21 protein-coding genes are annotated in these 21640 nt (G+C 67.7%); 11 read left to right on the top strand and 10 right to left on the bottom strand.

Annotated elements, in window-relative coordinates:
- Positions 1–10 precede the first annotated feature (10 nt).
- On the bottom strand, positions 11–1849 hold the full coding sequence (gene edd, locus AC5WS7_RS34305; protein ID WP_495958784.1) for a phosphogluconate dehydratase: 1839 nt from the start codon (positions 1847–1849) through the stop codon (positions 11–13).
- A gap of 157 nt (positions 1850–2006) precedes the next feature.
- Between edd and AC5WS7_RS34300 the strand changes: the two genes are divergently transcribed.
- The 3 genes from AC5WS7_RS34300 (at position 2007) to AC5WS7_RS34290 (ending at position 5456) form a co-directional block, all read left to right on the top strand.
- Positions 2007–3179: an ROK family transcriptional regulator gene (locus AC5WS7_RS34300; protein WP_495958783.1), complete on the top strand. Its 1173-nt coding sequence runs from the start codon at positions 2007–2009 to the stop codon at positions 3177–3179.
- 68 nt (positions 3180–3247) lie between these two features.
- Complete coding sequence (locus tag AC5WS7_RS34295) at positions 3248–3910, top strand: hypothetical protein (RefSeq protein WP_495958782.1); 663 nt, start codon at positions 3248–3250, stop codon at positions 3908–3910.
- Between the two features lie 517 nt (positions 3911–4427).
- The gene (locus AC5WS7_RS34290) at positions 4428–5456 is read left to right on the top strand and encodes a hypothetical protein (protein WP_495958781.1); all 1029 of its coding nucleotides are present in this window, start codon (positions 4428–4430) and stop codon (positions 5454–5456) included.
- Between the two features lie 135 nt (positions 5457–5591).
- Here the strand turns inward: AC5WS7_RS34290 and AC5WS7_RS34285 are convergent, their stop codons facing one another.
- A complete protein-coding gene (locus AC5WS7_RS34285; RefSeq protein WP_495958780.1) occupies positions 5592–6959 on the bottom strand; it encodes an NtaA/DmoA family FMN-dependent monooxygenase in 1368 nt (455 codons plus the stop codon).
- A 16-nt stretch (positions 6960–6975) separates the two neighbouring features.
- Positions 6976–8181, bottom strand: a complete 1206-nt coding sequence (locus AC5WS7_RS34280) for an LLM class flavin-dependent oxidoreductase (protein ID WP_495958779.1) — start codon at positions 8179–8181, stop codon at positions 6976–6978.
- A 133-nt stretch (positions 8182–8314) separates the two neighbouring features.
- Between AC5WS7_RS34280 and AC5WS7_RS34275 the strand changes: the two genes are divergently transcribed.
- The 4 genes from AC5WS7_RS34275 (at position 8315) to AC5WS7_RS34260 (ending at position 12173) form a co-directional block, all read left to right on the top strand.
- Positions 8315–9031: a GNAT family N-acetyltransferase gene (locus AC5WS7_RS34275; RefSeq protein ID WP_495958778.1), complete on the top strand. Its 717-nt coding sequence runs from the start codon at positions 8315–8317 to the stop codon at positions 9029–9031.
- A 216-nt stretch (positions 9032–9247) separates the two neighbouring features.
- Positions 9248–10636: a lipase family protein gene (locus tag AC5WS7_RS34270; protein ID WP_495958777.1), complete on the top strand. Its 1389-nt coding sequence runs from the start codon at positions 9248–9250 to the stop codon at positions 10634–10636.
- 63 nt (positions 10637–10699) lie between these two features.
- Entirely contained in the window at positions 10700–11329 is a 630-nt protein-coding gene (locus AC5WS7_RS34265) for a TetR/AcrR family transcriptional regulator (RefSeq protein ID WP_495958776.1), read from the top strand.
- Between the two features lie 508 nt (positions 11330–11837).
- A complete protein-coding gene (locus AC5WS7_RS34260; RefSeq protein ID WP_495958775.1) occupies positions 11838–12173 on the top strand; it encodes a hypothetical protein in 336 nt (111 codons plus the stop codon).
- 21 nt (positions 12174–12194) lie between these two features.
- Here the strand turns inward: AC5WS7_RS34260 and AC5WS7_RS34255 are convergent, their stop codons facing one another.
- Positions 12195–12377 carry a hypothetical protein gene (locus tag AC5WS7_RS34255; RefSeq protein WP_495958774.1) on the bottom strand — a complete coding sequence of 61 codons (183 nt, stop codon included), beginning with the start codon at positions 12375–12377 and terminating at the stop codon, positions 12195–12197.
- A gap of 237 nt (positions 12378–12614) precedes the next feature.
- On the opposite strand from AC5WS7_RS34255, the gene AC5WS7_RS34250 reads away from it, so the two are divergent.
- Positions 12615–12950 (top strand): cupin domain-containing protein, encoded by a 336-nt coding sequence (locus tag AC5WS7_RS34250; RefSeq protein WP_495958773.1) that lies wholly within the window; start codon positions 12615–12617, stop codon positions 12948–12950.
- Here AC5WS7_RS34250 and AC5WS7_RS34245 read toward each other — a convergent pair.
- From AC5WS7_RS34245 to AC5WS7_RS34230, 4 genes are all read right to left on the bottom strand, one after another.
- A complete protein-coding gene (locus tag AC5WS7_RS34245; protein ID WP_495958772.1) occupies positions 12935–13405 on the bottom strand; it encodes a DUF8821 family protein in 471 nt (156 codons plus the stop codon). The genes AC5WS7_RS34250 and AC5WS7_RS34245 overlap by 16 nt on opposite strands.
- A 152-nt stretch (positions 13406–13557) precedes the next feature.
- Complete coding sequence (locus AC5WS7_RS34240) at positions 13558–14574, bottom strand: ATP-binding protein (protein WP_495958771.1); 1017 nt, start codon at positions 14572–14574, stop codon at positions 13558–13560.
- Between the two features lie 225 nt (positions 14575–14799).
- Positions 14800–15477, bottom strand: coding sequence for a DUF1345 domain-containing protein (locus tag AC5WS7_RS34235; RefSeq protein ID WP_495958770.1), 678 nt, complete (start codon positions 15475–15477; stop codon positions 14800–14802).
- Between the two features lie 219 nt (positions 15478–15696).
- Complete coding sequence (locus AC5WS7_RS34230; protein ID WP_495958769.1) at positions 15697–16263, bottom strand: YbhB/YbcL family Raf kinase inhibitor-like protein; 567 nt, start codon at positions 16261–16263, stop codon at positions 15697–15699.
- Between the two features lie 204 nt (positions 16264–16467).
- Here AC5WS7_RS34230 and AC5WS7_RS34225 point away from each other — a divergent pair, with 204 nt between their 5' ends.
- Together AC5WS7_RS34225 and AC5WS7_RS34220 are read left to right on the top strand one after the other, a co-directional pair.
- Positions 16468–17163, top strand: a complete 696-nt coding sequence (locus tag AC5WS7_RS34225) for an LmeA family phospholipid-binding protein (protein ID WP_495958768.1) — start codon at positions 16468–16470, stop codon at positions 17161–17163.
- Between the two features lie 257 nt (positions 17164–17420).
- Positions 17421–18548, top strand: a complete 1128-nt coding sequence (locus AC5WS7_RS34220) for an NDMA-dependent alcohol dehydrogenase (protein ID WP_495958767.1) — start codon at positions 17421–17423, stop codon at positions 18546–18548.
- A 135-nt stretch (positions 18549–18683) separates the two neighbouring features.
- On the opposite strand, the gene AC5WS7_RS34215 is transcribed toward AC5WS7_RS34220, so the two are convergent.
- Positions 18684–19874: a cytochrome P450 gene (locus AC5WS7_RS34215; protein WP_495958766.1), complete on the bottom strand. Its 1191-nt coding sequence runs from the start codon at positions 19872–19874 to the stop codon at positions 18684–18686.
- A gap of 88 nt (positions 19875–19962) precedes the next feature.
- Positions 19963–20655, bottom strand: coding sequence for a DUF3159 domain-containing protein (locus AC5WS7_RS34210; protein ID WP_495958765.1), 693 nt, complete (start codon positions 20653–20655; stop codon positions 19963–19965).
- A 208-nt stretch (positions 20656–20863) separates the two neighbouring features.
- Here AC5WS7_RS34210 and AC5WS7_RS34205 point away from each other — a divergent pair, with 208 nt between their 5' ends.
- Positions 20864–21610 (top strand): MerR family transcriptional regulator, encoded by a 747-nt coding sequence (locus AC5WS7_RS34205; RefSeq protein ID WP_495958764.1) that lies wholly within the window; start codon positions 20864–20866, stop codon positions 21608–21610.
- The last annotated feature ends 30 nt before the right edge of the window (positions 21611–21640 follow it).

Genomic DNA, 21640 nt, shown 5'->3' with positions numbered 1-21640 from the left:
GCGGCGATCCTCATGCCGCCCCGAATACGCTCGCGCCTCGATCGGCCGGGCCGACCGCGGTGCGGAAACAGTCGAACAGCTCGCGTCCGGTGCCGACCGGCGGCGCCGGGGCCGGTGCGGGCGCCCTGGCCGCGAGTTCGGCCGGATCCACCCGGATGTCCAATGCACCTGTCTCGGCGTCCAATTCGATGACATCGCCGTCCGCGACGCGAGCGATCGGTCCGCCCGCCGCTGCCTCCGGCGTCAGGTGCATCGCCGTGGGCACCTTGCCCGACGCGCCCGACATCCGGCCGTCGGTGACCAGGGCCACCGCGTATCCGCGATCCTGCAACACCCCCAGAGCCGGTGTGAGCTTGTGCAATTCGGGCATGCCGTTGGCGCGCGGGCCCTGGAAACGCACGACCGCGACCATGTCCCGGTCCAGCAGCCCGTCCCGGAACGCCCTGAGGAACTCCTCCTGCTCGGCGAAAACCCTTGCGGGAGCGCGGACGACGCGATGCTCGGGCGCGACGGCCGAAACCTTGATCACCGCGCGGCCGAGCGATCCGTGGAGCATGCGCAGACCTCCGTCGGGTGCGAACGGGTCCGCCGCCGAGCGCAGCACGGATTTGTCGCCGCTGTCGCAAGGCCCGCGGTGCCAGGCGAGTTCGCCGTCCGCCTCGAGGATCGGCACCTCGCGATAGTGCGTGCCGAGGCCGTGTCCGGCGACCGTGGTGACGTCGTCGTGCAGCAGTCCGGCGCCGAGCAACTCACCGATCAGCAGCGGCATGCCGCCCGCCCGCTGGAAGGCGTTGACGTCGGCCTCGCCGTTGGGGTAGATGCGGGTCAGCGTGGGCACCACGGCCGACAGATCCGCGAAATCGTCCCAGCGCAAATCGATTCCGGCCGCGGCGGCCATCGCCACCAAGTGCATCGTGTGGTTGGTGGACCCGCCCGTGGCCAGCAGCGCGACGATGCCGTTGACGATGGCGTGCTCGTCGATCACCTCGCCGATCGGGGCCGCTCCGCCGCGCAATGCGGTCAGCTCCACGATGCGCCGTCCGGCCGCGACGGTCAGCGCCCGGCGCAGCGGCGTATTCGGCGCGACGAAGCTCGCACCCGGCAGATGCAGACCCATCACCTCCATCAGCAGCTGATTGGAGTTCGCCGTGCCGTAGAAGGTGCAGGTGCCGGGGCCGTGATAACTGGCCGATTCGGCGGCGAGCAGATCGGCCCGGGTGGCCGTGCCCTCCGCGTAGCGCTGGCGGATCCGGCTCTTGTCGGCGTTGGGCAGGCCCGAGGGCATCGGCCCGGCGGGCACGAACAGCATCGGCAGATGTCCGAAGGACAGCGCCCCGATCACCAGTCCAGGCACGATCTTGTCGCAGACGCCCAGCAGCAGCGCTCCGTCGAACATGTCGTGGGACAGCGCGATCGCGGTGGACATCGCGATGACGTCTCGGCTGAACAGCGACAACTCCATTCCCGCGCGGCCCTGGGTGATGCCGTCGCACATCGCCGGAACGCCACCGGCCACCTGTGCGACCCCGCGGGCGCCGATTATGGCCTCGCGCAACACGTCCGGATAGTCCCGGTACGGCTGATGCGCGGAGAGCATGTCGTTGTAGGCGGTCACGATGGCGATATTGGGCTGCGTCGCACCGTGCAGCGCGAGTTTGTCCGCCGGTGCACAGGCCGCCACGCCGTGCGCGATATTGCTGCACGCCAACGACATTCGGGCCGGACCGCGGCCTGCGGCGGCCCGGATGCGAGTCAGGTAGGCATGCCGCGTAGTCGCGCTGCGTTCGGTGATGCGGGCGGTGACGGCGGCCAGGACGGGGTGGACGGGCGAGTCGAGGTGGAGCGGCATCGCGGACTCCTTCGTATGTGATCGGCCACACAGCACGCTAGAGCTACTTAGGATCATTTGCAAGCAAACTTTGGTTTTATAAAAGCAAAACAAACCTGTGTGTGCGCTCGAGCTGGACGGATACTGTGGTGCCCTACGAATTCGGTGAGGAGGTGCGGTGACCGGTCGACCGATGGCGACGCCCGGCGTCTCGGCGGGCGATGTGCTTGGCCTGATCCGCGACAACGATGTGGTCACCCGCGCGGACATCCGCCGGCTGACCGGCCTGTCCCGCACGGCGGTGACCCTGCGCGTGGAACAACTGCTCGAACGCGGCCTGGTCGTCGAGCGCGCCGACGGCGGCTCCACCGGCGGCCGCCCGCCCACCCGGCTGATGTTCAACCCGGAGTCCGGTCTGGTACTGGCCGCGTCGACCGGCGCCAGCCGAGCCCAGGTCGCGGTCTGCGATCTGGCCGGGCGAGTGCTCGCCGAATCCGAATTCGCCGTTCCGGCAACCGGCGTCACCGAATCCCTGCTGGTCAGCGCGGCCGAGCGGATGGAGGCGCTACTCGAGCGGATCGACCGGCCGCGGCGGGCGGTGCACGGTGTGGGGGTGAGTGTGCCGAGCGCGGTCGACGTGGCCACCGGGCACAGCGTCGGCACCGGGCCCGCACTCGGTGAGGTGGCCGTCGCGGAATACTTCACCGCGCGTTTCGGCGTACCGGTCCGGGTGGACAGTGATGTCAACGCGCTGGCGCTGGCCGAGCACGCCCGCCACCCCGACGTCTGTGATCTGTTGCTGCTCAAGGCGTCCACGGGGATCGGCGTGGGCATCATCGCCGGTGGCCGGTTGCTGCGCGGGGCCTGGGGCGGGGCCGGGGAGATCGGGCACATCAAGGTCGCCGGAGCGCCGGATCGGCCCTGCCGCTGCGGCGATATGCACTGTCTGGAAACCGTGGCCGGCGGCTGGGCGCAACTGGAACAGCTTGCCGGGCAAGGGAAAACGGTGCCGGGGCTGCCCGAATTGGTGGAGCTGGTGCGCGCCGGTGATCCGGATGCGCTGCGGGTGGTACGAGAGGCCGGCCGCCGGATCGGCGAGGTCCTGGCCGCCGCGGTGAATCTGCTCAATCCGGCGCTCATCATCGTGCGCGGGGATCTGTCCCACGCGTACGAACCGCTGGCGGCCGGTATGCGCGAGCTGATCTATCAGCGCTCCTCGGCATTGGCCACCCGCGCGCTGCGCGTGGAACCGGGCGCCCCCGACGCGCCGACGGGAGTTGCCGCCTGCGCCGCGATGATCTTGGATCAGGTGCTGTCGCCCAGCGCTGTCAACGCCATGCTGGACGCCTGATTTCGGTATTCGGGACGCACTTGCCCGATATCCCATGAGATCTTCGTCACAGTTCTACGATCGAACTCATGCCAGCCCTGCGGAACGGTTCGACGATGATCGAGGGGCGGGTGGCGTGCGAGACGCCGGAGACGGCGACGATCGCATTCCGGGGCGGGCCCGGTATCCCGGTGGCGGTTGCCGCGCGGGCCGAGTCGCGCCGTGGGCGATCGGCAATTATGTTGGGGCACAAGAATATCGAGTTCCGGATCCGCTATGCCGACGGATCGGAGGTGCGTGCCGAACCGCTGGACGAGATGAGCATCGCGCTGCGGCGGGGCGACGGCGCGGCCCTCGGCACGATCCTGCGTGGCGGCAGCGTCACCGCCGTCGCGGCTACCGGCGGCACGCTGTTCCACGTCATCCCTGATCCGGACGAGTCGTGCACGCCGGAACTGTTCCGGCTCGTCCTGCTGGACCGCTCGGGCGGCGAATTCGGCCGCCTCGATGTCATTCGCACCGTCGGCGGCTGGGCCTCGCATCGCCTGGCCGATCCCATGGGCGATACCTATCTGTGGTGGGACCGCACCGGCGTGCGGCTACCGGTTCCCATCCTGGGCACCCGCCTGGCCGCACCTCGTCGGCTCGATCGAGTCGAGCGTGACATGGCCCTTGCCGCCTGTGCGGATATCGCCCTGAGCCTGCGCCCGTACATCCCGGCCATGCGTTCGGGCTGTGCCGTCGGCCCGTGAGTCCGGCGCGGTTCATCCGGTAACACGTCGCTCGGTGCCGAAACAGGCAGGCGCGTAAAGGGTTTCGTGAGTTTCCCGACCGGTCTGGTTGCCGTGCGGCGCTTTCGATGATGTCGGCCGAATATCCTTGCCGCCCTGGCCTTCCGGCAATTCCTTCGCTGTCGGCAATTCGATCGCGCGATCGACGCGATCGGAGGCCGCGGACCGCGGGCTGCATCGGCCTCGCCTGATTGCCGGTCACCTCCGCGTGCATCCCGGGCGGGTTTCATGCAAGTCGGCTATAGCAATGGCGTGCGGCGGCGGTGCGCTTACCTGGTTCGGAATCCCGCCGTGACCAGCCCTGATATACCTAGTGACAAGTCGCTTTACATATCGTAAGCTCTGCAATCGCTCATGTAACCGCTGACACATTGCGTAAAGAAAGGATGGTGGCGCGGTTGTCCGAGAGGTGGGACACGCGGGATTGCCCGGACGCGACCGGCGATCCGGAACCAGGGAGATTCGGAGACGAGGAAGTATGAACAACATCTGTCGAGTGGCGGCATTCGCCACGATGGCGGTCGCCGTCACGGCCGCGACCGCCGGGATCGCCGCAGCCGCGCCGGCCGGGGGCGGGAACAGCAGCGCACCAGCAGCTTTCGCCGCCGCCGGGCCGAGCGAACACGATCGCAGCGCGGCCATCGATCAGGCCGTGGGTGCGACTGTCGGTGCGTTCTCGGACGCGAGCAACGACGGCAAACTCGTCGGCGGCGGCCTCGGCGTCGCGATCGGCTGCCCGGTCGGCGCGATCACCGGCGGAACGCTGACCGTACTCACCACCGCCGGGGTCCTCACCCCGATCGGTGTGGTCGGCGGCTGCATTCTCGGCGGTGCGACGCTGGGCGGCCTCGGCACCCTGGTCGGCGGCGCGGTCACCGGGGTTCGGGCCCTGGTCGGCACCGGGACCCAGCAGTACAACCGGCTGCACGACGCGGGTTTCGTCTCCGTGCCACTCGCACCGTCCGCCGCCCAGCAGTCCCTACGAAAACGAAATCGAGTTTCACCGATGAAATTCATTGCTCAGGGTGCGACACTCACCGCGCTGACCGCCGTCGCAGTCGCGATAGGGGCGGGCTCGGCTCATGCCGCCGATGCGAGTGACGCGCCTGCCGATCGGCAGATCACCGCGCCGGCAGCGGCTGCTCCCGCGCCGGGAGACCTGCTCGGCGACGTGAACACCGCCTGGCGCGAGGCCGGGCCCTACACCGGCCTGGCCGCCGGAATAGGCGGCACCGCAGGCAGTTTCGCGGGCGCCGCGATCGGCTGTCCGGTCGGCGCGGTGACCCTCGGCAGTATGGCCACGGTCATGTCCGCCGCGATTCTCACCGTTCCCGGCGTGATCGGCGGTTGTCTCGCAGGCGCCGCGATGGGCGCCGCGGCAGGTGGTATGGCGGGCAGTGCGGCAGCAGGTTTGCCCGTCGGGATCGGCATGGCCGTGCAGAAGTACAACGAACTGCAGGCACAGCGCGCCGCGGGACACCCGGCCCCCGCTCCGGGCCGGCACTGACCGAACACCGCGACACCAGCGCACGCCGCCCAGCGATCCGCTCGGGCGGCGTGCTCGCCTCTCGGGCGGTGTGCGCGATCCGTATTCGGGCCGAGCGGCATCCGTCCGGGGGCTGCGGCAGCTCGCGCTGAGCGGTCAGCTCCCGGTCGGGACCGAGGTCGCGGATCGGACGTCCGGCAGGCCCAGATTGTCTCGCAACGTCGTTCCGGTGTATTCGGTGCGGAGTACGCCACGGTCCTGGAGCAGCGGGACGACCCGATCGACGAACTCGTCCAGGCCCCAGGGTACGAGGTGAGAGCCGAGGATGAAGCCGTCCGAACCGTCGCCGGCGACGAATTCGGTTATCTGCTCGGCTATCCGGGCGGGAGTGCCGACCAGCGGGCCGCGTTCGAACTGGTCGATCACGACCTCGCGCAGGGTGAGCTTCTTCGCCTCGGCGACCTGACGCAGGCGCTCGGCCGTGGCGAAACGGTCCTGGTGCACGAAGGCGCGGCCCTGAATGATCGGCGGCGCATCGGGATCGGGGTCGATGCTCGGCACCGGCCCCTCGGGGTCGTACCCGGAGAGGTCGCGATTCCAGATCTGTTCCAGCAGGATCAGCGCGGTCTGGCCGGTCACCTGCTCGTTGCGCACGGCGTGGTACTTCTCGATCGCCTCGGCCTGGGTGTTGCCCAGCACGAAGCTCGCCGAGGGCAGGATCTTGATGTCCTCGGCTGCTCGTCCCGCCGCGACCGCGCGAGATTTGATGTCCCGGTAGAACTCCGCGGCCTCGGGCAGTTTGCCGTAGGGGGAGAAGATGGCGTCGGCATTGGCCGCGGCGAAGGCCCGGCCCTGCGGCGAGACACCGGCCTGCAGGACCACCGGCCTGCCCTGCGGGCTGCGCGGCACGGTGAATCGGCCGGAGATGTCGAATTGCTGACCGTGGAAGGCGAATTCACCGGCCTCGGGCCTGGCCAGGAAGCGCCCCGCGGCGCGGTCGGCGACGATGTCGTCTGCGTGCCACGAATCCCACAGGGCGCGTACCGCATTCAGCGTCTCCTCGGCGCGGATATAGCGATCGGCCGGATCCAGGAAACCGCCGCGCCGGAAGTTCTGGCCGGTGAAGGCGTCGAACGAGGTCACCACATTCCACGCGGCCCGGCCTCCGGACAGGTGGTCCAGGCTCGCGAATTGCCTTGCCAGCTCATAGGGTTCGTTGAAGGTGGTGTTGATCGTCCCGGCGAGCCCGAGGTGCTCGGTGACCGCGGCGAGGGAGGCCAGCACGGTGAAGGTGTCCGGCCGGCCGATGATGTCCTGGTCGAAGATCCGGCCCGCGCGCTCGCGCAGGATCAGCCCCTCGGCGAGGAAGAAGAAGTCGAATCGCCCACGTTCGGCGGTGCGGGCGGTGTGCTCGAAACTGCTGAATTCGATCTGGCTGCCCGCCTTCGGATCCCACCAGGCGGTGTGGTGGTTGACGCCACCGAGGTAGGCGCCCAGGATGACCTGCTTACGGGGAGAACTCATATCGGCCTCGCTGGGTTCAGGCGTTCGCGTAGCGGTTGGGGACGGTGGTGGGCAGTCCGAGCAGCCCGCGCAGCGAGCCGCCCGGATATGCGGTGCGGAACAGGTTGCGGCGCTGCAGGTTCGGGACGAGCCGTTCGGTGATGGCGGCCAGATCATCCACCGCTACGCCGGGACGCAGGCGGAATCCATCCAGTCCCCGCTCGTGCCAGTCGGCGAGCAGATCGGCGAGTTCCTCGGCGCTTCCGCTGAAAACCGCAGCGTCGGAAGAGAATTCGGATCCGGCGGTCTCGTTCAGGCGGGCCAGCCGAGCAGCGCCGCTCTCGGCGCCGGTATCGAGAAATACGGTGAGGTCGGCATAGACGCGCAGCGCCTCACCGATGCGTCCGGCCTGTGCGGTGGCCACCTGCTCGAGGATCGGCTCCGGCCCGCTCGCGCGGCCGGGGGTGACGAAGACCAGATCCGCTGCGCGAGCCGCGAATTGGTAGATCAGCGGAGCGTGCGCCAGGGCGGTCACCACGGGCTGGCCCTGCGGCGGGCGCGGGGTGATGGAGGGGCCGCGAACCTCGAAGTACCGGCCGCGGAAGTCGATGTAGTGCAGTTTGTCTCGATCGATGAACCGGCGGGTGGCCACATCGCGGATCTCCGCGTCGTCCTCCCAGCTGTCCCACAGTCGACGGACCACCTCGACCGCGTCGGCGGCCTCGTCGAACAGTTCGTGCACCGCGCCCGGCGGCGATCCGGCGGCGACCGCCTCGGCGAGTTCGGCGGGCGTGGGTTCGCGCACCGTGCGGCGTCCGAAATGCGCTGCCTCGGCGGCGGTTCCGGAGACCCGCACCTGCCAGCCGGCCCGGCCGCCGGAGGTGTAGTCCAAGGTGGCGAGGGCTTTGGAGACATGGAACGGTTCGGTGTGCGTGGTCGTCACCACCGGGATCAGTCCGATGTTCCGGGTGACCGGCGCGACTCGCGCGGCGATCAGATGCGCGTCGATCCGGGCGCGCACCGTGTCGACCGCGTCGGCCGGGATATCGCGGCCGCCGGGCGCGGCGAGGGAGTCCTCGATGCTCACGAAATCGAGCAGACCCCGCTGCGCGGTGGTGACCAGATCGACCCAGTAGCCGGGGGTGAACAGTTCGGCGGGCCGGGATCCGGGCTCGCGCCACGCGGCGGGATGCCAGCCCGCCCCGTCCAGCGCGACGCCCAGATGCAATGGATTCGGTGCCATCGTCTCGGTGTTCCTGTCCGTGCGGCGAATAGGCGACCCTGGTCACGATGCTGTCCGCCGGATCGGCCGTCAACGGTTGAAATCAGCTCGAGCCGAGGGAAATATATTGGGGGCGAGGCGAATTGAACGTCGCGTGACGATCGATACCACCGTGGGATCGCAGACCTCGCTGCACCCCCTCGACGATCCGGTGCGCGCCTCGCTGCTCGGTGCCCACCGTCGCTTCGCCGGCTGGGTGGGCCGGATCGGGCGCTACGACCCGCAGGTCGCCCGGTTCGTCGGCCATCCGCCGGTCCTGGATGAGCGGGACTGGGCCGATCTCGCGACGGTGCTGGGGCCGGGCGGGTCGACCGGGCTGCGCGGTCACGGCCACGTTCCCCCGGCCGGGTGGACGGTGCTGGACGAGATCGGTTCGGTGCAGATGGACGGCACCGCGTTGGCTGTCGCGCCCGATCCCGAACTCGAGGTGCTGACCGCGGCGGATGTGCCCGAGATGCTCGAACTGATCGCCCGGACCCAGCCGGGCCCGTTCCTGCGACGGACCATCGAAATGGGTACCTACCTCGGCCTGCGTATCGATGGCAGGCTGGTGGCCATGGCCGGAGAGCGCATGCGTCCGCCCGGCTGGACCGAGATCAGCGCGGTGTGCACCGACGCCGAATTCCGCGGTCGCGGCATCGCGACCCGCCTGATCCGCGCGGTCGGGGCCGGGATCCGCGCCCGCGGCGAACTGCCGTTCCTGCACGCCGTCGCGCACAACACGACGGCGATCGACCTCTACCGCACTCTCGGTTTCACCCTGCGCCAACGCTCGGTACTGACGATCGTCCAGGCACCCGCGGCGCGCTGACTCCGGTCCGCCGCCGCCGGCCTCGCTCCGTCCTGCGCCGGGGCTTTCGCTCCGCACTGCAGGGTTCCGCCACGTCTTCTCGCCGAGCCGTGATTGTGTTTCCGGTCACCCTGGGTTAATCTCCGATTACTTCTGAGACCGAATGGTTCCACATAAAGTTCGGTCCAGGCGATGAAAGCGGGTGCGGCGAACGGGTCGCGAGGGAGAGGACGTGCCTTGATCGGATCGAAGTGGCGGCATCTGATGCTGATCTCGGCGGCGGCGCTGCTGGTGGGCACGACGTGCGGAACGGGGCCGGCGGCCGCCGGGCCGCAGGCCGACGCCGCGCCGGTGCGTCCGGCGGCGCCCATTCCGGTTCCGCCCGAACTGGATCCGGGCTTCTATCATCCCGCGGCCGCAGTGGTGGCGGCCGCGGCGCCCGGGCAGATCATCGCGGCCCGGCAGGTGAACGTGGCCAACTTCGGCGTCATCCCGGTCAACGTGGACGCCTGGCAGGTCTCGTATCGCTCGGACGACAGCCGGGATCGGCCGATCGCCGCCGTCGCTACGGTATTGAAACCACGAGGATCCACACCCGACAAGCTACTGTCCGTGCAGATCGCCAAGGACTCACTCGCGCAGTACTGTGCACCGTCGTATGCGGTGCGGCAGTGGTCGATCAGCCCGTTCGTCGGACAGATCGTCGCCCCGGCCGAGTTCGTCATCGCGCAGGGTGCGCTGCAACAGGGCTGGGCCGTGGTCGTTCCCGATCACCAGGGCCCGAATCAGGCGTACGCCGCCGGACCGCTGGCCGGGCGGATCACGCTCGACGGAATTCGCGCGACGCGCGCTTTCGGACCGATGCGGCTGACCCGCGACGCCCGGATCGGACTGTACGGCTACTCCGGCGGCGCGATCGCGACCGGTCACGCCGCCGAACTGCACCGGGCCTACGCCCCGGAGCTGAATATCGTCGGCGCGGCCGAGGGCGGCGTGCCCGCCGATCTGGGCGTCACCCTGGACGTGGCCAACGGTCAGGCCACCGCGGGTCTGGTACTCGCTGCGGTACAAGGGCTTTCGCGTGAATATCCGGATTTCGCGACCTTCCTGGACAAGAATATGGACCCGGTCGGCCGGGCGATCATGGCGGTACAGAGCAATCTGTGCGTGCAATACGTCTCGGACTTCCCGTTCCTGAATCTCAAAGGGATGCTGCGTGTTCCGGGTGATCCGATGCGGCAGCCCGCGGTGGTGGACACCCTGAACCGGACCCGGATGGGCAGCACGGTCCCCGATATGCCGATGTACATCTGGCAGGGCAACCCCGACGAGGTCATCCCGGTCGGCCAGGTCAACACGCTGGTCGGCGCCTACTGTGCCCAGCCGCGGGCCCGTGTCCTGTACACCCGGGAACATTTCGCCGAACACGTCGCGACCGAGATCTCCGGCGCGGGCCCCGCCCTGCTGTGGATGCGCGATCGACTCGACGGCGTTGCGGCGCAACCTGGTTGCCGCACCAACGACGTCGGCTGGCTCGCCCTGGACCCGGCCGGACAACAGCTGCTGGCCCGGACCTTCGGCGAGACCTTCGCGTCCTTCTTCGGCAAGCCGATCGGGGTGAAGTGAGTTGAGCACCGCGTGATCCGCCGCGGCCGAACTCGCCGGCCCCGGCTCGATACAGTGGTGGACGTGACGATCGCGCAGAGACAGTACGGCGGCCGCGCAGTCGCCGAACGCAAGGCCGAACGCCGGTTGCGCTTCATCGTCGCCGCGACCCGGATCTTCGCCGAGCGCGGCTATGCGAACTGTTCCCTGGCCGATGTCTGCGCCGCCGCGGCTTTGTCCAAACGCCAGTTCTACGAGGAGTTCGGCACCCGCGAGGACCTGCTCGTCGCCGCCTACGACCGAGTCCAGGACGAGGCGGCCACCGCCGTGACCAAGGCGCTGACCACCCTGGACCCCGCCGCCGACACCCGCGCGGCGGTCGCGGCCGTACTCGGCGCCTACCTGGAGTCGATGAACTCCGACCCGCACCGAGCCAACCTCGCGTACATCCAGGTCGTGGGCGTCAGCGATCGAATGGAACAGCACCGCCGCACCCGCCGCCGCTCCTGGGCCCGTCTGCTCGAGCTGTCCGTAGCCCCCATGGTCGGCCCCACCGCCCGTCTTCGCGGTCCCGGGGAACTCGGTGCGAGCGCTCTGATCGGCGCGGTGAACGGCCTGGCACACGAATGGTTGATGACCGACCCCCGCCCGCCCGTCGACGAACTGGTGGATCTCCTTGTGCCCGTTGCCTTGTCGTTGATCGTAACGGACTGACCCGTGCGATGCCGCGAGCGGATCGCCGTCGATCGGGCCATCATTGCCGAATCGGTATCCGGGACTGCCACGTCCCGGGGCGAGATCGGGAATGATGGCCACCGCGTGGCGATTCCGGGTGGCCGGTCGGAACAGGACGCCGCGCCGTGGGATTGCCGATGAGTAGCCTAAAGCGCCGGCTGTGATCGCTAGATGTTGTCTGAATTCTGAAATGATAACTCACATCCGGATTTTCACAATCCTGAGCTTCGAATCGGACCGAATTGTCCCAAGTTAGCTGCGACACGCGAAATAAGTCGGCGTCGATGTCCGGGAAGTAGCTGAGCGGGCTCTAGAGTGGGTCGCGGCCGCAGTACACGGACTGCTCCCGGGGTGGAGCCGTCGGAGTGATGCGAGTACGCGGCGCTCTGTGGGTGGGGAGGCTTCCCGTGACAAGTGGGCGACTCACGCTGGAAGCCTCCCTATCCGCGAGTGCGGGGCGGCCGAAATCTACGAGGGGAGAACGATGATGGGTTCACAGTCCGAGATGTTGCGTCTCGTGGGCGAGGTCACCGATCGGTACGGTTCGCTCGATGCGTTCTTCGCCCGGCTGCGCGCCGAATTCGACGATCGGCCGACCACGCAATTACCCGTGGTCGCGCCTGCCGCAGCTGAACCGGTCGCGTGGTCGGCGGTTCCGCCGCAGCCCGAGCGCGAGATGCCCACGCTCGCTGTGGAAGCCGAGAACCCGGCGGCGGATTGCGGCGACGGCCGAGGCGATGAGGATGACGACCGGGCCGAGGTCACGGCGCCGCCGCAGCAGCGCGCCGGAGTGTGGGGGCGGATGACCGGCCGGCGGCGGTGAAACCGGATCGGCTGTGCGCCTTCACAGATCGGCGGTCTCCGGGAACAGCTTCTCGGCGCGGCGCAGGGCGGTGGCGAAGTTGGTCAGGATCACCAGCGACGAATCGGACAATCCGTCGGCGTTGCGCGCCAGCCGACGTATCGCATCCTGGGTGAACGCGTCGATCAGTGCGCTGTCTCCGCGCTGAATCCTGGTCTCCGACACGCGATCCTCCCGTCCAACGAGACCGCGTCCCCGAATTGCCGTGCCGATCACGATCCGTTCCTGATGTAGGCCCATCGTAGGCGGACATCGTCTCGTGCACGGGGACATCCCCGCCCGAGCGTCGGCCGAGAGTGGCTCATCGGCGGATTCCCCGGGCTGCCCGCGGAAATCGGCCGGGACCGGATGATGCTTTCGGATGGATGATGTCGACCGTTATTATCCAGGTTACAGTGTCTCATGCACCCCGAGATCCTGACCCAGCCGGGCTACACCTCCGCTGCCGTTGCCGAATCCCCTGTCCGCGAACTGTTTCCGGGGATCCGGCTGCGTTCGCTGTGGCAGGGGGAGTCCGGCGCGCACGCCCACGTCCTGGAGATGGACCCGGGCAGTACGTGGCCGCGGCGCGACGTCCACGAGCCCGGCCCGGAGGAGGTGTACGTGGTCGCGGGCGTTTTCAACGACGGGGCCCGCGACTACCCCGCCGGGACGTTCCTGCACGCCCCGGCGGGTAGCTGGCACATCCCGAACAGCGCCACCGGTTGCACGTTGTTCCTGTTCTATCCCCAGGGGTAGGCGCCCTTGATGACGAAGTAGGAGCCGCGGATGGTTCCCGCCAGCTTCGACTTCTGCCTCGCGAACTTGAACGAGGCGAGTTCGGTGGGAACTTCCATCCCGTCGGAGAGTTTGAATCCGACCGCCCGCTTGCCCTGATCGTCGAGCGAGTACATCACGTTGATCGACAGGCCGCTCTCGTAGAAGACGTAGGCGATGCGCAGGTTCTCCACCTGGAAGGCCGTCGCCTCGAGCGCAGGGGAGTCGATCACGATCCCGCGTTCGTCCTCGAGAATCCGGCTCACCCAATCGACCGCCGACCGGGCCTGTTTCGCGGGCTCCACCGTGAAAACGTGGTCGTACTTGTTCTTGAAGTACCGGGCCTCGTTCGCCCGCAGCCCCGCCAGCGCGGGCGCGACCGGCGACGACTCCAAGCCCACGGTCGAAACGTCGTCGAAGTCCACTGCATAGGTCATCACGAACTCCTCAGCATCTGTGTCCGGTCGATTCCCTGAACGTACCGGTTCATGGGAGTCATCGAAGCCCGAAGAGCCTGCAAACCGCGACTTTTCGCGTTCAACTCCACAATGTTGCGACAAGAACGTCGGCGACAGTGCGCGAGCTCGGCTCACTCCGGTGCTGTCGTCCATAAACCACTGATGGGCGCGCACGACAACTTTCCCCCGAAGGGGAGTTGCTCGTTGCCGCAATAGAGAACGTATCCGGCGTGGAAGCGCTCGCCCAACCGCCTCTCGAGATTGCGCAGCGCACGAAAATCATCGGTTCGAACGGTCTCTGCCGCTTTGACCTCGATGCCGATGACGCGACCCGCATTGTCCTCGAGAATGGCGTCCACTTCGTATCCGTCGCGATCGCGGTAGTGGTGCAATTGGGCCATCGTCCGGCTCCAGGTGAGCTGGCGTTTGAGTTCGCCCATGACGAATGTTTCGATGAGGCCGCCCGTGACGGCGTCATTGGTGACACCGGTGAGCAGGTGTGCGGCAAGGCCCGAATCGGTGAAAATCAGTTTCGGAGTCGATATCGCCCGTGCCGTGGCGTTGGTGGACCAGGCGGGCACGAGCCGTATCAGATAGACGACCTCGAGTAGTGCGACGTAGTTGCGAACAGTTGTGAGCGCTATACCGAGGTCCGTGGCCAATCGGTTGTAGTTCAGAAGTCCGCCGGATTGCGCCGCCAAGGCCGCGATGAGTCGACGCATATCGGAACTTCGCTGAATGTCGGCGACCTGGTGAATATCCCGGCTCATGATGTCGTCGAGGTAGGACTTGAAGAACTGGGCACGGCGTCGAGGGGCTGTGCGCCGGATTGCTTCGGGATAGCCGCCGCGAGCGGCGAGGGCAAGGTAGTCACGTCGTCGAAGAAATGAGTCCGGGACGCGGATCCGATGTCCGTGATTGAACGCGGCATCGACGAAACCATCAGGCATGCCTTCGATTTCGCCCTGCGAGAGTGGGAACAGTTCCACGGTCTCCGATCGGCCCGGTAGTGCATCGGGAAAGCTGCGCAGCCCCTGCAGGCGGGCTGAGCCGGTGAGCAGGAATCGTCCGGAGCGTGGGTCGCGGTCTACAGTGTTCTTGATCGCGAGCCATAAGTCCGGGACGCGTTGGACCTCGTCGATCAGCATCGTTCCCGGAACATCCAGAAATGCTACCGGGTCCGTGGTAGCGGCGCGCGTGTGCGTGGGTCGTCGAGATAGCGTTTCGCGGCGCCTAATCGATTCCTTCTCGCATCCCGCCACCCTAGCGTCGGTGTTGATAATCTGCCGACAGATATGTTGATAATCTGCCGACAGTCTAGTTGATAGCCTGCCGATATCTTGCTTGATAGGCTGCCGACGACCCGGGTCGAGTCACTTCAGGACGTTGACCGCGCGGGCGATGACGAGGATTCCGGTGACGAAGGAGATGGCGGCCTGCGTGGCCATCATCATCTTGGTCCAGCGGGACAGGGGCATGACGTCGGTGGGGCTGAAGGCAGTGGCGTTGGTGAAGGCCAGGTAGAGATAGTCGGCGAATTGAGGTTCCCAATTTCGGTCGGCGAGCTTGCCGAGTTGCATCTGCGGGAACAGCAGGTCCGGACGTTTCTTGCGGCCGTGGGCGCGGGCAGCCGGGCCGCCGCGATCGAATTCCCAATACCAGAGTGCGAAGACCAGCACATTGGTCAACCAGACTCCCGCGCCGGAGGACAGCAGCACACCGGGGTCGTTGCTGAGCGAACCGTTGATCAGGCCCACGACCAGCCGATCGACCGACCACGCGGTCGCCACTCCCAGCAGGCCCGACAACGTCAGACTCGCCGATCGCAACCACTGCGTCTCCCGGTCGATCCGCACTGGATTGGCCACGACCAACACCGCCACCAGCAGCAGGGCCAGCCCAGGAACCAAAGCTGTCGGCCGCACAGTCAGCCGGTCGGGCAGCCACCACTGCAAGGCGACGACCACGAGCACCGCGACGGTCGCGGCCACCCGCGATTCACCCGCGCTGCGCCGAGCCCACGCCGGAACCGAGTCGATTTCCTCACTCACCGGGCCCAGTATTCCTCCTGGATGTACCGCACACTGACGACAGGTGATCGGCGATCGGGGAACCGACATCGCCGCGATTGCGGCGCAACAGGTTTTTCCGGTCGATATCCCGGAGAAGTATGAAGTTTCAGCGTCGCGGGTGCACCGGCAGCGCGGATTCGCTGCCCGTGATCGGTAATCCGCTCGGCTCGCTCGGGCCGGCCCCACCGAGCCACGGGCTCAACGGATTTCGTACGTGCCGTCCAGGCGTGCGCGGCCGATGACGTGGCCGGTGAGCGCGGCGATCGTCTGGTCGAGGGTGAATCCGGTTGGCAGGTCCGGGGTTCGGTCGAGGGCGAACAGCTGGAAGACGTAGGAATGCGGGCCGTGCGAGCGAATCGGCATCGGGCCCATCCAGCCGCGCCGGCCGAGACCGCCCTTGCCGTGCCGGATTCCGGGTACCGGACTGGGCGAGGCGAGCGCGTTGTCCGGCAGGCCCGGCAACGTGGGATCGATGCCGATCGCCAGGGCGTGCGTGGCCGGTTTCCCCAGCGGGACATCGGGGTCCTGCACGATCAGCGCGAGCTCGACGGTGCCGGACGGCGGTTCGGTCCAGGCCAGGGCGGGGGAGATGTTCGCGCCGAACACCCGGCCGCGATACCCGGCCGGAATGGGCGTCTCGTGCTCGAAAGCGGGACTGGTCAGGGTGAAGTTCTCCGGCGCCTGGAGCTCGGGGCGAGCCCAGACGAGGGTGTGGTGACCGGCGCGCCGATTGCGCAGAGCGACGCCGAGTGGGTTCGCGGGCATATTCGATCTCCTGTCGTGTCGGGTCCATTGTTATCACCGGCTCGTGCTGCCGGTCGGCGGCACCGCGTTCGGCGGCGTTCGACGGATGCGAGCGGAGGGTGACATGGGCCGCGCGGGTCGGCCACCGACCGCGATCGTCCTGGTTCGCGCTGCGCCCGGACGCGATCACCAGCATGATGGGGGGATGTTCGAAGGGGTGAGTGCGTGCGCGGATTTCTGATCTTCCTCGTCGTGGTGGTGATCGCGCTGGTCGTCGGCGATCGAGTGGCGGCGGTGCTGGCGCAGAACGAGATCGGGACCAAGATCGCCACCGAATACGGTATGGCGCAGCGGCCGAGCGTTCGCATCGGCGGCTTTCCGTTCCTGACCCAGGCCGTCGCCGGCAAGTACCACGACATCGAGATCCACGCCGGGGAGTGGTCCGGGGAGAAGATCTCGGTGCACGATCTCGACGTGACACTGACCGACGTCGCCGCGCCGCTGAGCGATGTGCTGCATGGCAATACCGCCAACTACGTGGCGGACTCGGCGTCGGCGACCGCCCGGGTGCCCTACGACACGGTGCAGCGTTTCGCCCCGTCGGGGGTGAAGTCGATCTCCTACGGAACGGACGGGATGCACGTCAGCGGGACGTTCACGGTCGAGGGCATCCAGGTTCCGGGGACCGTCGTGGTCACCGTCTCGCCGACCGAGAACGGCATATCCGTCACCCCGGTCTCCGTGCAGGCCGCGGTGGGCGGTCCGAGCCTGTCGCTGTCCCTGCTGCGCCGCACGCTCACGTTCGTCGTTCCACTGCAGAAGCTGCCGCTGGGCGCGAAACTCACGGCCATCCAGCCCGCCGCCGACGGCCTGCACGTCACCGCCGTCGCGCACTCCGTGCATCTGTCCGACGCTTCCTGAGTCGTTCCGCGGCCGCGGTCGACACCCCGCGTGACCAGGGAAAACGGGTTCGCTGCCCGGTCACCGGGACTGGTCCGCCGAAACTGCTGGACGGCTGTCTAAACAGCTGTATCATGCAGAGGTCTCCATGGCGGGCCAGGCGGGACGCGGGCACAGGATCGCGCGGTCTGCGCGAGTCCTGGACCTCGATGGCGAGTTCGTCCCGATCGTCGCGCGACCAGCCCTGCGGCGATCCCGATCGTGAAAGCAGTGTGACGATGAAGACACAAGGCGCCCTCATCTGGGATTTCAACCAGCCCTGGTCGATCGAGGAGATCGAGATAGGTGAGCCGCGCGGCCATGAGGTCAAGGTGCGGATGGAGGCGGCGGGTATGTGCCACTCCGATCATCACCTGGTCACCGGCGGTATTCCGATGGCGGGTTTCCCGGTGCTGGGCGGGCACGAGGGTGCGGGCGTGATCGAAGAGGTCGGGCCGGGTGTGGAGGGTCTGGCGGTCGGCGATCACGTGGTGCTGTCGTTCATCCCGTCCTGCGGTAAGTGCCCGTCGTGCCAGGCCGGTCTGCGCAACCTGTGCGATCTGGGCGCGTTGCTGTTGGCGGGCACCTCGGTCACCGATGGCTCGCACCGGGTCACCGCGCGCGGGCAGAACGTGTTCCCGATGACGCTGCTGGGGACCTTCGCCCCGTACGCGGTGGTGCATCAGAGTTCGGTGGTGAAGATCGATCCCTCGATCCCGTTCGAGGTCGCGTGTCTGGTCGGCTGTGGTGTCACCACCGGATACGGGTCGGCCACCCGCGCCGCGGACATCCGCCCGGGGGAGGACGTCGCGGTCATCGGCATCGGCGGTCTGGGCATCGCGGCGCTGCAAGGGGCGGTGCACTGCGGTGCGCGGTACATCTTCGCCGTCGATCCGGTCGAGTGGAAACGCGAGCAGGCGTTGAAGTTCGGCGCGACGCACGCGTACGCCACCATCGAGGAGGCGACCGCCGCGTGCGCGGAGATCACCGCGGGCGGTATGGCCAAGAAGGTCGTGGTCACCGTCGGGGAGGCGCACGGCCGCGATATCGACACCTGGCTCGGCATCACCGCCAAGGCGGGCACCTGCGTGGTCACCGCGATGGGGTCTCTCGTGGAGAGCGAGGCGACGCTGAACCTGGCCATGCTGTCGCTGCTGCAGAAACGGTTGCAGGGCACCATCTTCGGCGGCGGCAACCCGCATTACGACATCCCGCAGCTGCTGTCGATGTACTCCGCGGGCAAGCTGAACCTGGACGATATGGTCACCCGCCGGTACCGGCTCGACCAGATCAACGACGGCTATCAGGACATGTTGGACGGCAAGAACATTCGCGGCGTCATCCGCTACACCGACGCCGACCGCTGACCCGCCCGGGGTGTTCCGCTCACGTCGTGGCACGTCCGCGGAACCCCGGTGGTGGTTCGTGAGCCCTTGTGCGCCAAGGCTGCTGCCGCATCGTCGCGATCGAAGCGGTGCGTTCGCCGGCTCGGATCTCCGGATTCAGGGGACGGTGATGGGCAGGGTTTCCCAGCCGCGGACCGTCGAGGTCGGGGACAGGGCGAGGCTGTCCCGGTCCACGTCCCAGGTCGGGAAGTGCCGCAGGAGTTCTTCCAGCGCGATCTTGGCTTCCAGCCGGGCCAGGGCGGCGCCGAGGCAGTAGTGCGTGCCGAAACCGAAGGTGCGCAGATTGCTCATTTTGCGGTGGATGTCGAAGCGGTCGGGATCGGACCAGCGCTCCTCGTCGCGGTTGGCCGAGGCGACGAGCAACATCATGGCGCTGCCCGCGGGGACGGTGACGCCGCGCAGTTCGACGTCGGTGGTGACGTACCGGGCGATCGCGTGGCCGGTGGGTTCGAAGCGCAGCGTCTCCTCGATCGCGTTCGGGATCAGGCGGGGATCTGCGACGAGTTCGGCGCGCTGCTGCGGATAGCGGGCCAGCAGCGAACCGAGCCAGCCGATCAACCTGGCCGTGGTCTCGTTGCCCGCACCGGCCACGACCGAGATGTAGGTCAGGATCTCCTGACGGGTGAGGGTTCGTCGCACTCCTTCGACATCGTCGAATTCGGCGTGCAGCAACTCCGTCATCAGGTCGTCGGAGGGATGGTCGGCGCGCCAGTCGATGTACTCCGCGAAGTGGTCGGTATTCGGAATGGCCCGCTCGACCTGCATCTGCTGTCCGGGCTCGGTGCGCAGGTCGGCGTCCGCGCGATCGCGGACCGACTGCTGATCGGCTTCCGGAATGCCGAGCAGCATGCCGATCACCCGCATCGGCACCTCGTTCGCGAAAGCGGTCATGAGGTCGAAGTGGTCCAGGCCGGCCAGGCGCCGCAGCGAGCGGATGCACATCTGGCGGATCCGCGGTTCCAGCGACAGCACCCGTCGCGGGGTGAACACGCGCACCAGCAGCGAACGATGGATGTCGTGTGCGGGCGGATCCTCCATCAGCAACGTCCCCGGCGGGATCTCCACGCCGGCCTTGATGATCTCCAGAATCGGCCCGCGCGAGGAGGAGAACGTCTTCCAGTCCAGCAGCGCGCGATCGATATCGTCATGCCTGCTCAGGGCGTAGAAGTCGTGCCGCTCGTCGTAGTAGAGCGGCGCCTCGGCGCGCAGCCGCCGATACACCGGATACGGATCACCGGCGATGTCGCGGTCCCAGGGATCCCAGTAGACCGGCTCTGCAGGACTCATGCGACGCACCTCCACCTTCCAGGGAGCCCGCCATCGCTCTCCCTGTCGGGTAACAAAGTTACCACTCAAAAGAAGGCCGATATTCGAATTAGAGAGTGCAATTCTTGCGAGCGGACTCGGTCAGGCGCTTGCTGGAGCGGCGGAACGCCCAGATGATCACCAGGGCGGTCAGCACCGTCAGCGGGGTGCCCATCGCTAGCTTCGCCACCGCCAATCCGCCTGTGGCGTCGTTGAGATACAGCCACTGCATCACCGCGAACCGGGCTGCGAACACGGCCGTGGCCGCGAAGGTGGCGAGATCGTGTGCGAGCAGCGTGGGGCGGTCCTGCCGCCACGGATGTCCGCCGCCGTGGACGGCATTCCACACGATCCCGGTCAGCGGGCGGCGCGCCAGCAGCGAGATCAGCGTTACGACGCCACAGCTCAGCGCACCCCAGATCCCGATCACGAAGAAATCGCTCGCCGACCCGGTCCAGGCGGTGATACCGCCGGCGATCAGCACGCCGGTCAGTCCGCCGATCGCGGAGGAGAAGCGTTCACCGCGCCCGATCCGCCGGACGGTCAGTACCAGGCCCATCGCGACCGCGACGCCGATCGAGATCGGCAGGGCGCAGAACGCGTTGGCCGTGACGAAGGCGAGCACCGGCAGCGCCGTGTACACCATGCCCGACACCCCGCCCAGCCCCTCGAGCAGTGCCTTGTTCGGATCGGCGGAGCGGCCGGGTTCGGCCGGGGGCCGGCCGGCGCCGTTGTCGGTGTTCTTGCGATCGGTCGTGGTCATTGCGTTCTCCCAGAGGATGTTTCGACGACTGCTCCAGGAAAAGCTGTGCCGCTGCGGCATACTCAAGTTTGCGGCTGATGATCCACGTCACCATTCCCGGACCTCGGGCCCGCAACGCTTCACTGTGCCGCGACGTCATGGTTTCTACTGGGGGAGTCGGCGTGATCGCGTCGATCCGAGTCGTCGTCGAAACGAGGTTGAACGCCAAATGGCTTGGAGCACACGCGAGATCGCCGCACTCGCCGGTACCAGTCTGCGGGCCGTCCGGCACTATCACGAGGTCGGCCTGCTCGATGAGCCCGAACGTCGCAGCAACGGCTACAAGCAGTACGGCGTCGCGCATCTGGTCCGGCTGTTGCGCATCAAACGCCTTGTGGACCTTGGCTTCTCGCTGTCGCAGATCGCGGAGATGGGCGATGCCGACGGTCATCCGGAGCAGGCCCTGCGCACCCTCGATGCCGAACTCGCCGCGACGATCGAACGCCTGCAACGGGTCCGCGTGGAACTCGGCCTCATCCTGAGCCGCTCCACACCGACCGATATGCCGCCGGAACTCGCCTCGGCGGCCGAGGGTGCCGAGATATCCGAAGCCGACCGCTCGTTCATGGTCGTCATGGCCAGGGTCCTGGGGCCGCAGGGGATCCGGGCCTACGCCGGCATCCTGCGGAGCGATGCCGCGCGCGACGTCTTGAACCAGGAGTTCGGCACGCTGCCCGCCGACGCCGACGAACCCACCCGCGCCGATCTGGCGCAGCGACTGCTGCCCGTCGTCAGCGCGCTACAGGCCGAGCATCCCGATGTCGACGAGTTGTCCGCGGACGCGCCGCGCGGAGCCCGATTCGCCGAGCGGACCATGGCCGAGGCCCTCGTCGATGTCTACAACCCGGCCCAGCTCGACGTCCTGGCCCGCGTTCATGCCCGGCTCGGCGCACCGCGGGAATCCGGCCATCAATAGCAGTATGCTATGACGGGAATCGGGCGCCGC

The sequence above is a fragment of the Nocardia sp. PLKS1-43 genome, from assembly GCF_059510335.1.
Note: the sequence above shows the minus strand (reverse complement) of the source record. Positions and strands in the feature narration are given on the sequence as shown.

Coding starts and splice junctions, on each gene's coding strand:
- AC5WS7_RS34215 (WP_495958766.1), bottom strand. CDS start 19,874: ATGAGTCCTGCAGAGCCGGTCTACTGGGATCCCTGGGACCGCGACATC.
- AC5WS7_RS34295 (WP_495958782.1), top strand. CDS start 3,248: ATGCCAGCCCTGCGGAACGGTTCGACGATGATCGAGGGGCGGGTGGCG.
- AC5WS7_RS34290 (WP_495958781.1), top strand. CDS start 4,428: ATGAACAACATCTGTCGAGTGGCGGCATTCGCCACGATGGCGGTCGCC.
- AC5WS7_RS34280 (WP_495958779.1), bottom strand. CDS start 8,181: ATGGCACCGAATCCATTGCATCTGGGCGTCGCGCTGGACGGGGCGGGC.
- AC5WS7_RS34240 (WP_495958771.1), bottom strand. CDS start 14,574: ATGCTGATCGACGAGGTCCAACGCGTCCCGGACTTATGGCTCGCGATC.
- AC5WS7_RS34285 (WP_495958780.1), bottom strand. CDS start 6,959: ATGAGTTCTCCCCGTAAGCAGGTCATCCTGGGCGCCTACCTCGGTGGC.
- edd (WP_495958784.1), bottom strand. CDS start 1,849: ATGCCGCTCCACCTCGACTCGCCCGTCCACCCCGTCCTGGCCGCCGTC.
- AC5WS7_RS34230 (WP_495958769.1), bottom strand. CDS start 16,263: ATGCCCGCGAACCCACTCGGCGTCGCTCTGCGCAATCGGCGCGCCGGT.
- AC5WS7_RS34260 (WP_495958775.1), top strand. CDS start 11,838: ATGGGTTCACAGTCCGAGATGTTGCGTCTCGTGGGCGAGGTCACCGAT.
- AC5WS7_RS34250 (WP_495958773.1), top strand. CDS start 12,615: ATGCACCCCGAGATCCTGACCCAGCCGGGCTACACCTCCGCTGCCGTT.
- AC5WS7_RS34205 (WP_495958764.1), top strand. CDS start 20,864: ATGGCTTGGAGCACACGCGAGATCGCCGCACTCGCCGGTACCAGTCTG.
- AC5WS7_RS34245 (WP_495958772.1), bottom strand. CDS start 13,405: ATGACCTATGCAGTGGACTTCGACGACGTTTCGACCGTGGGCTTGGAG.
- AC5WS7_RS34220 (WP_495958767.1), top strand. CDS start 17,421: ATGAAGACACAAGGCGCCCTCATCTGGGATTTCAACCAGCCCTGGTCG.
- AC5WS7_RS34210 (WP_495958765.1), bottom strand. CDS start 20,655: ATGACCACGACCGATCGCAAGAACACCGACAACGGCGCCGGCCGGCCC.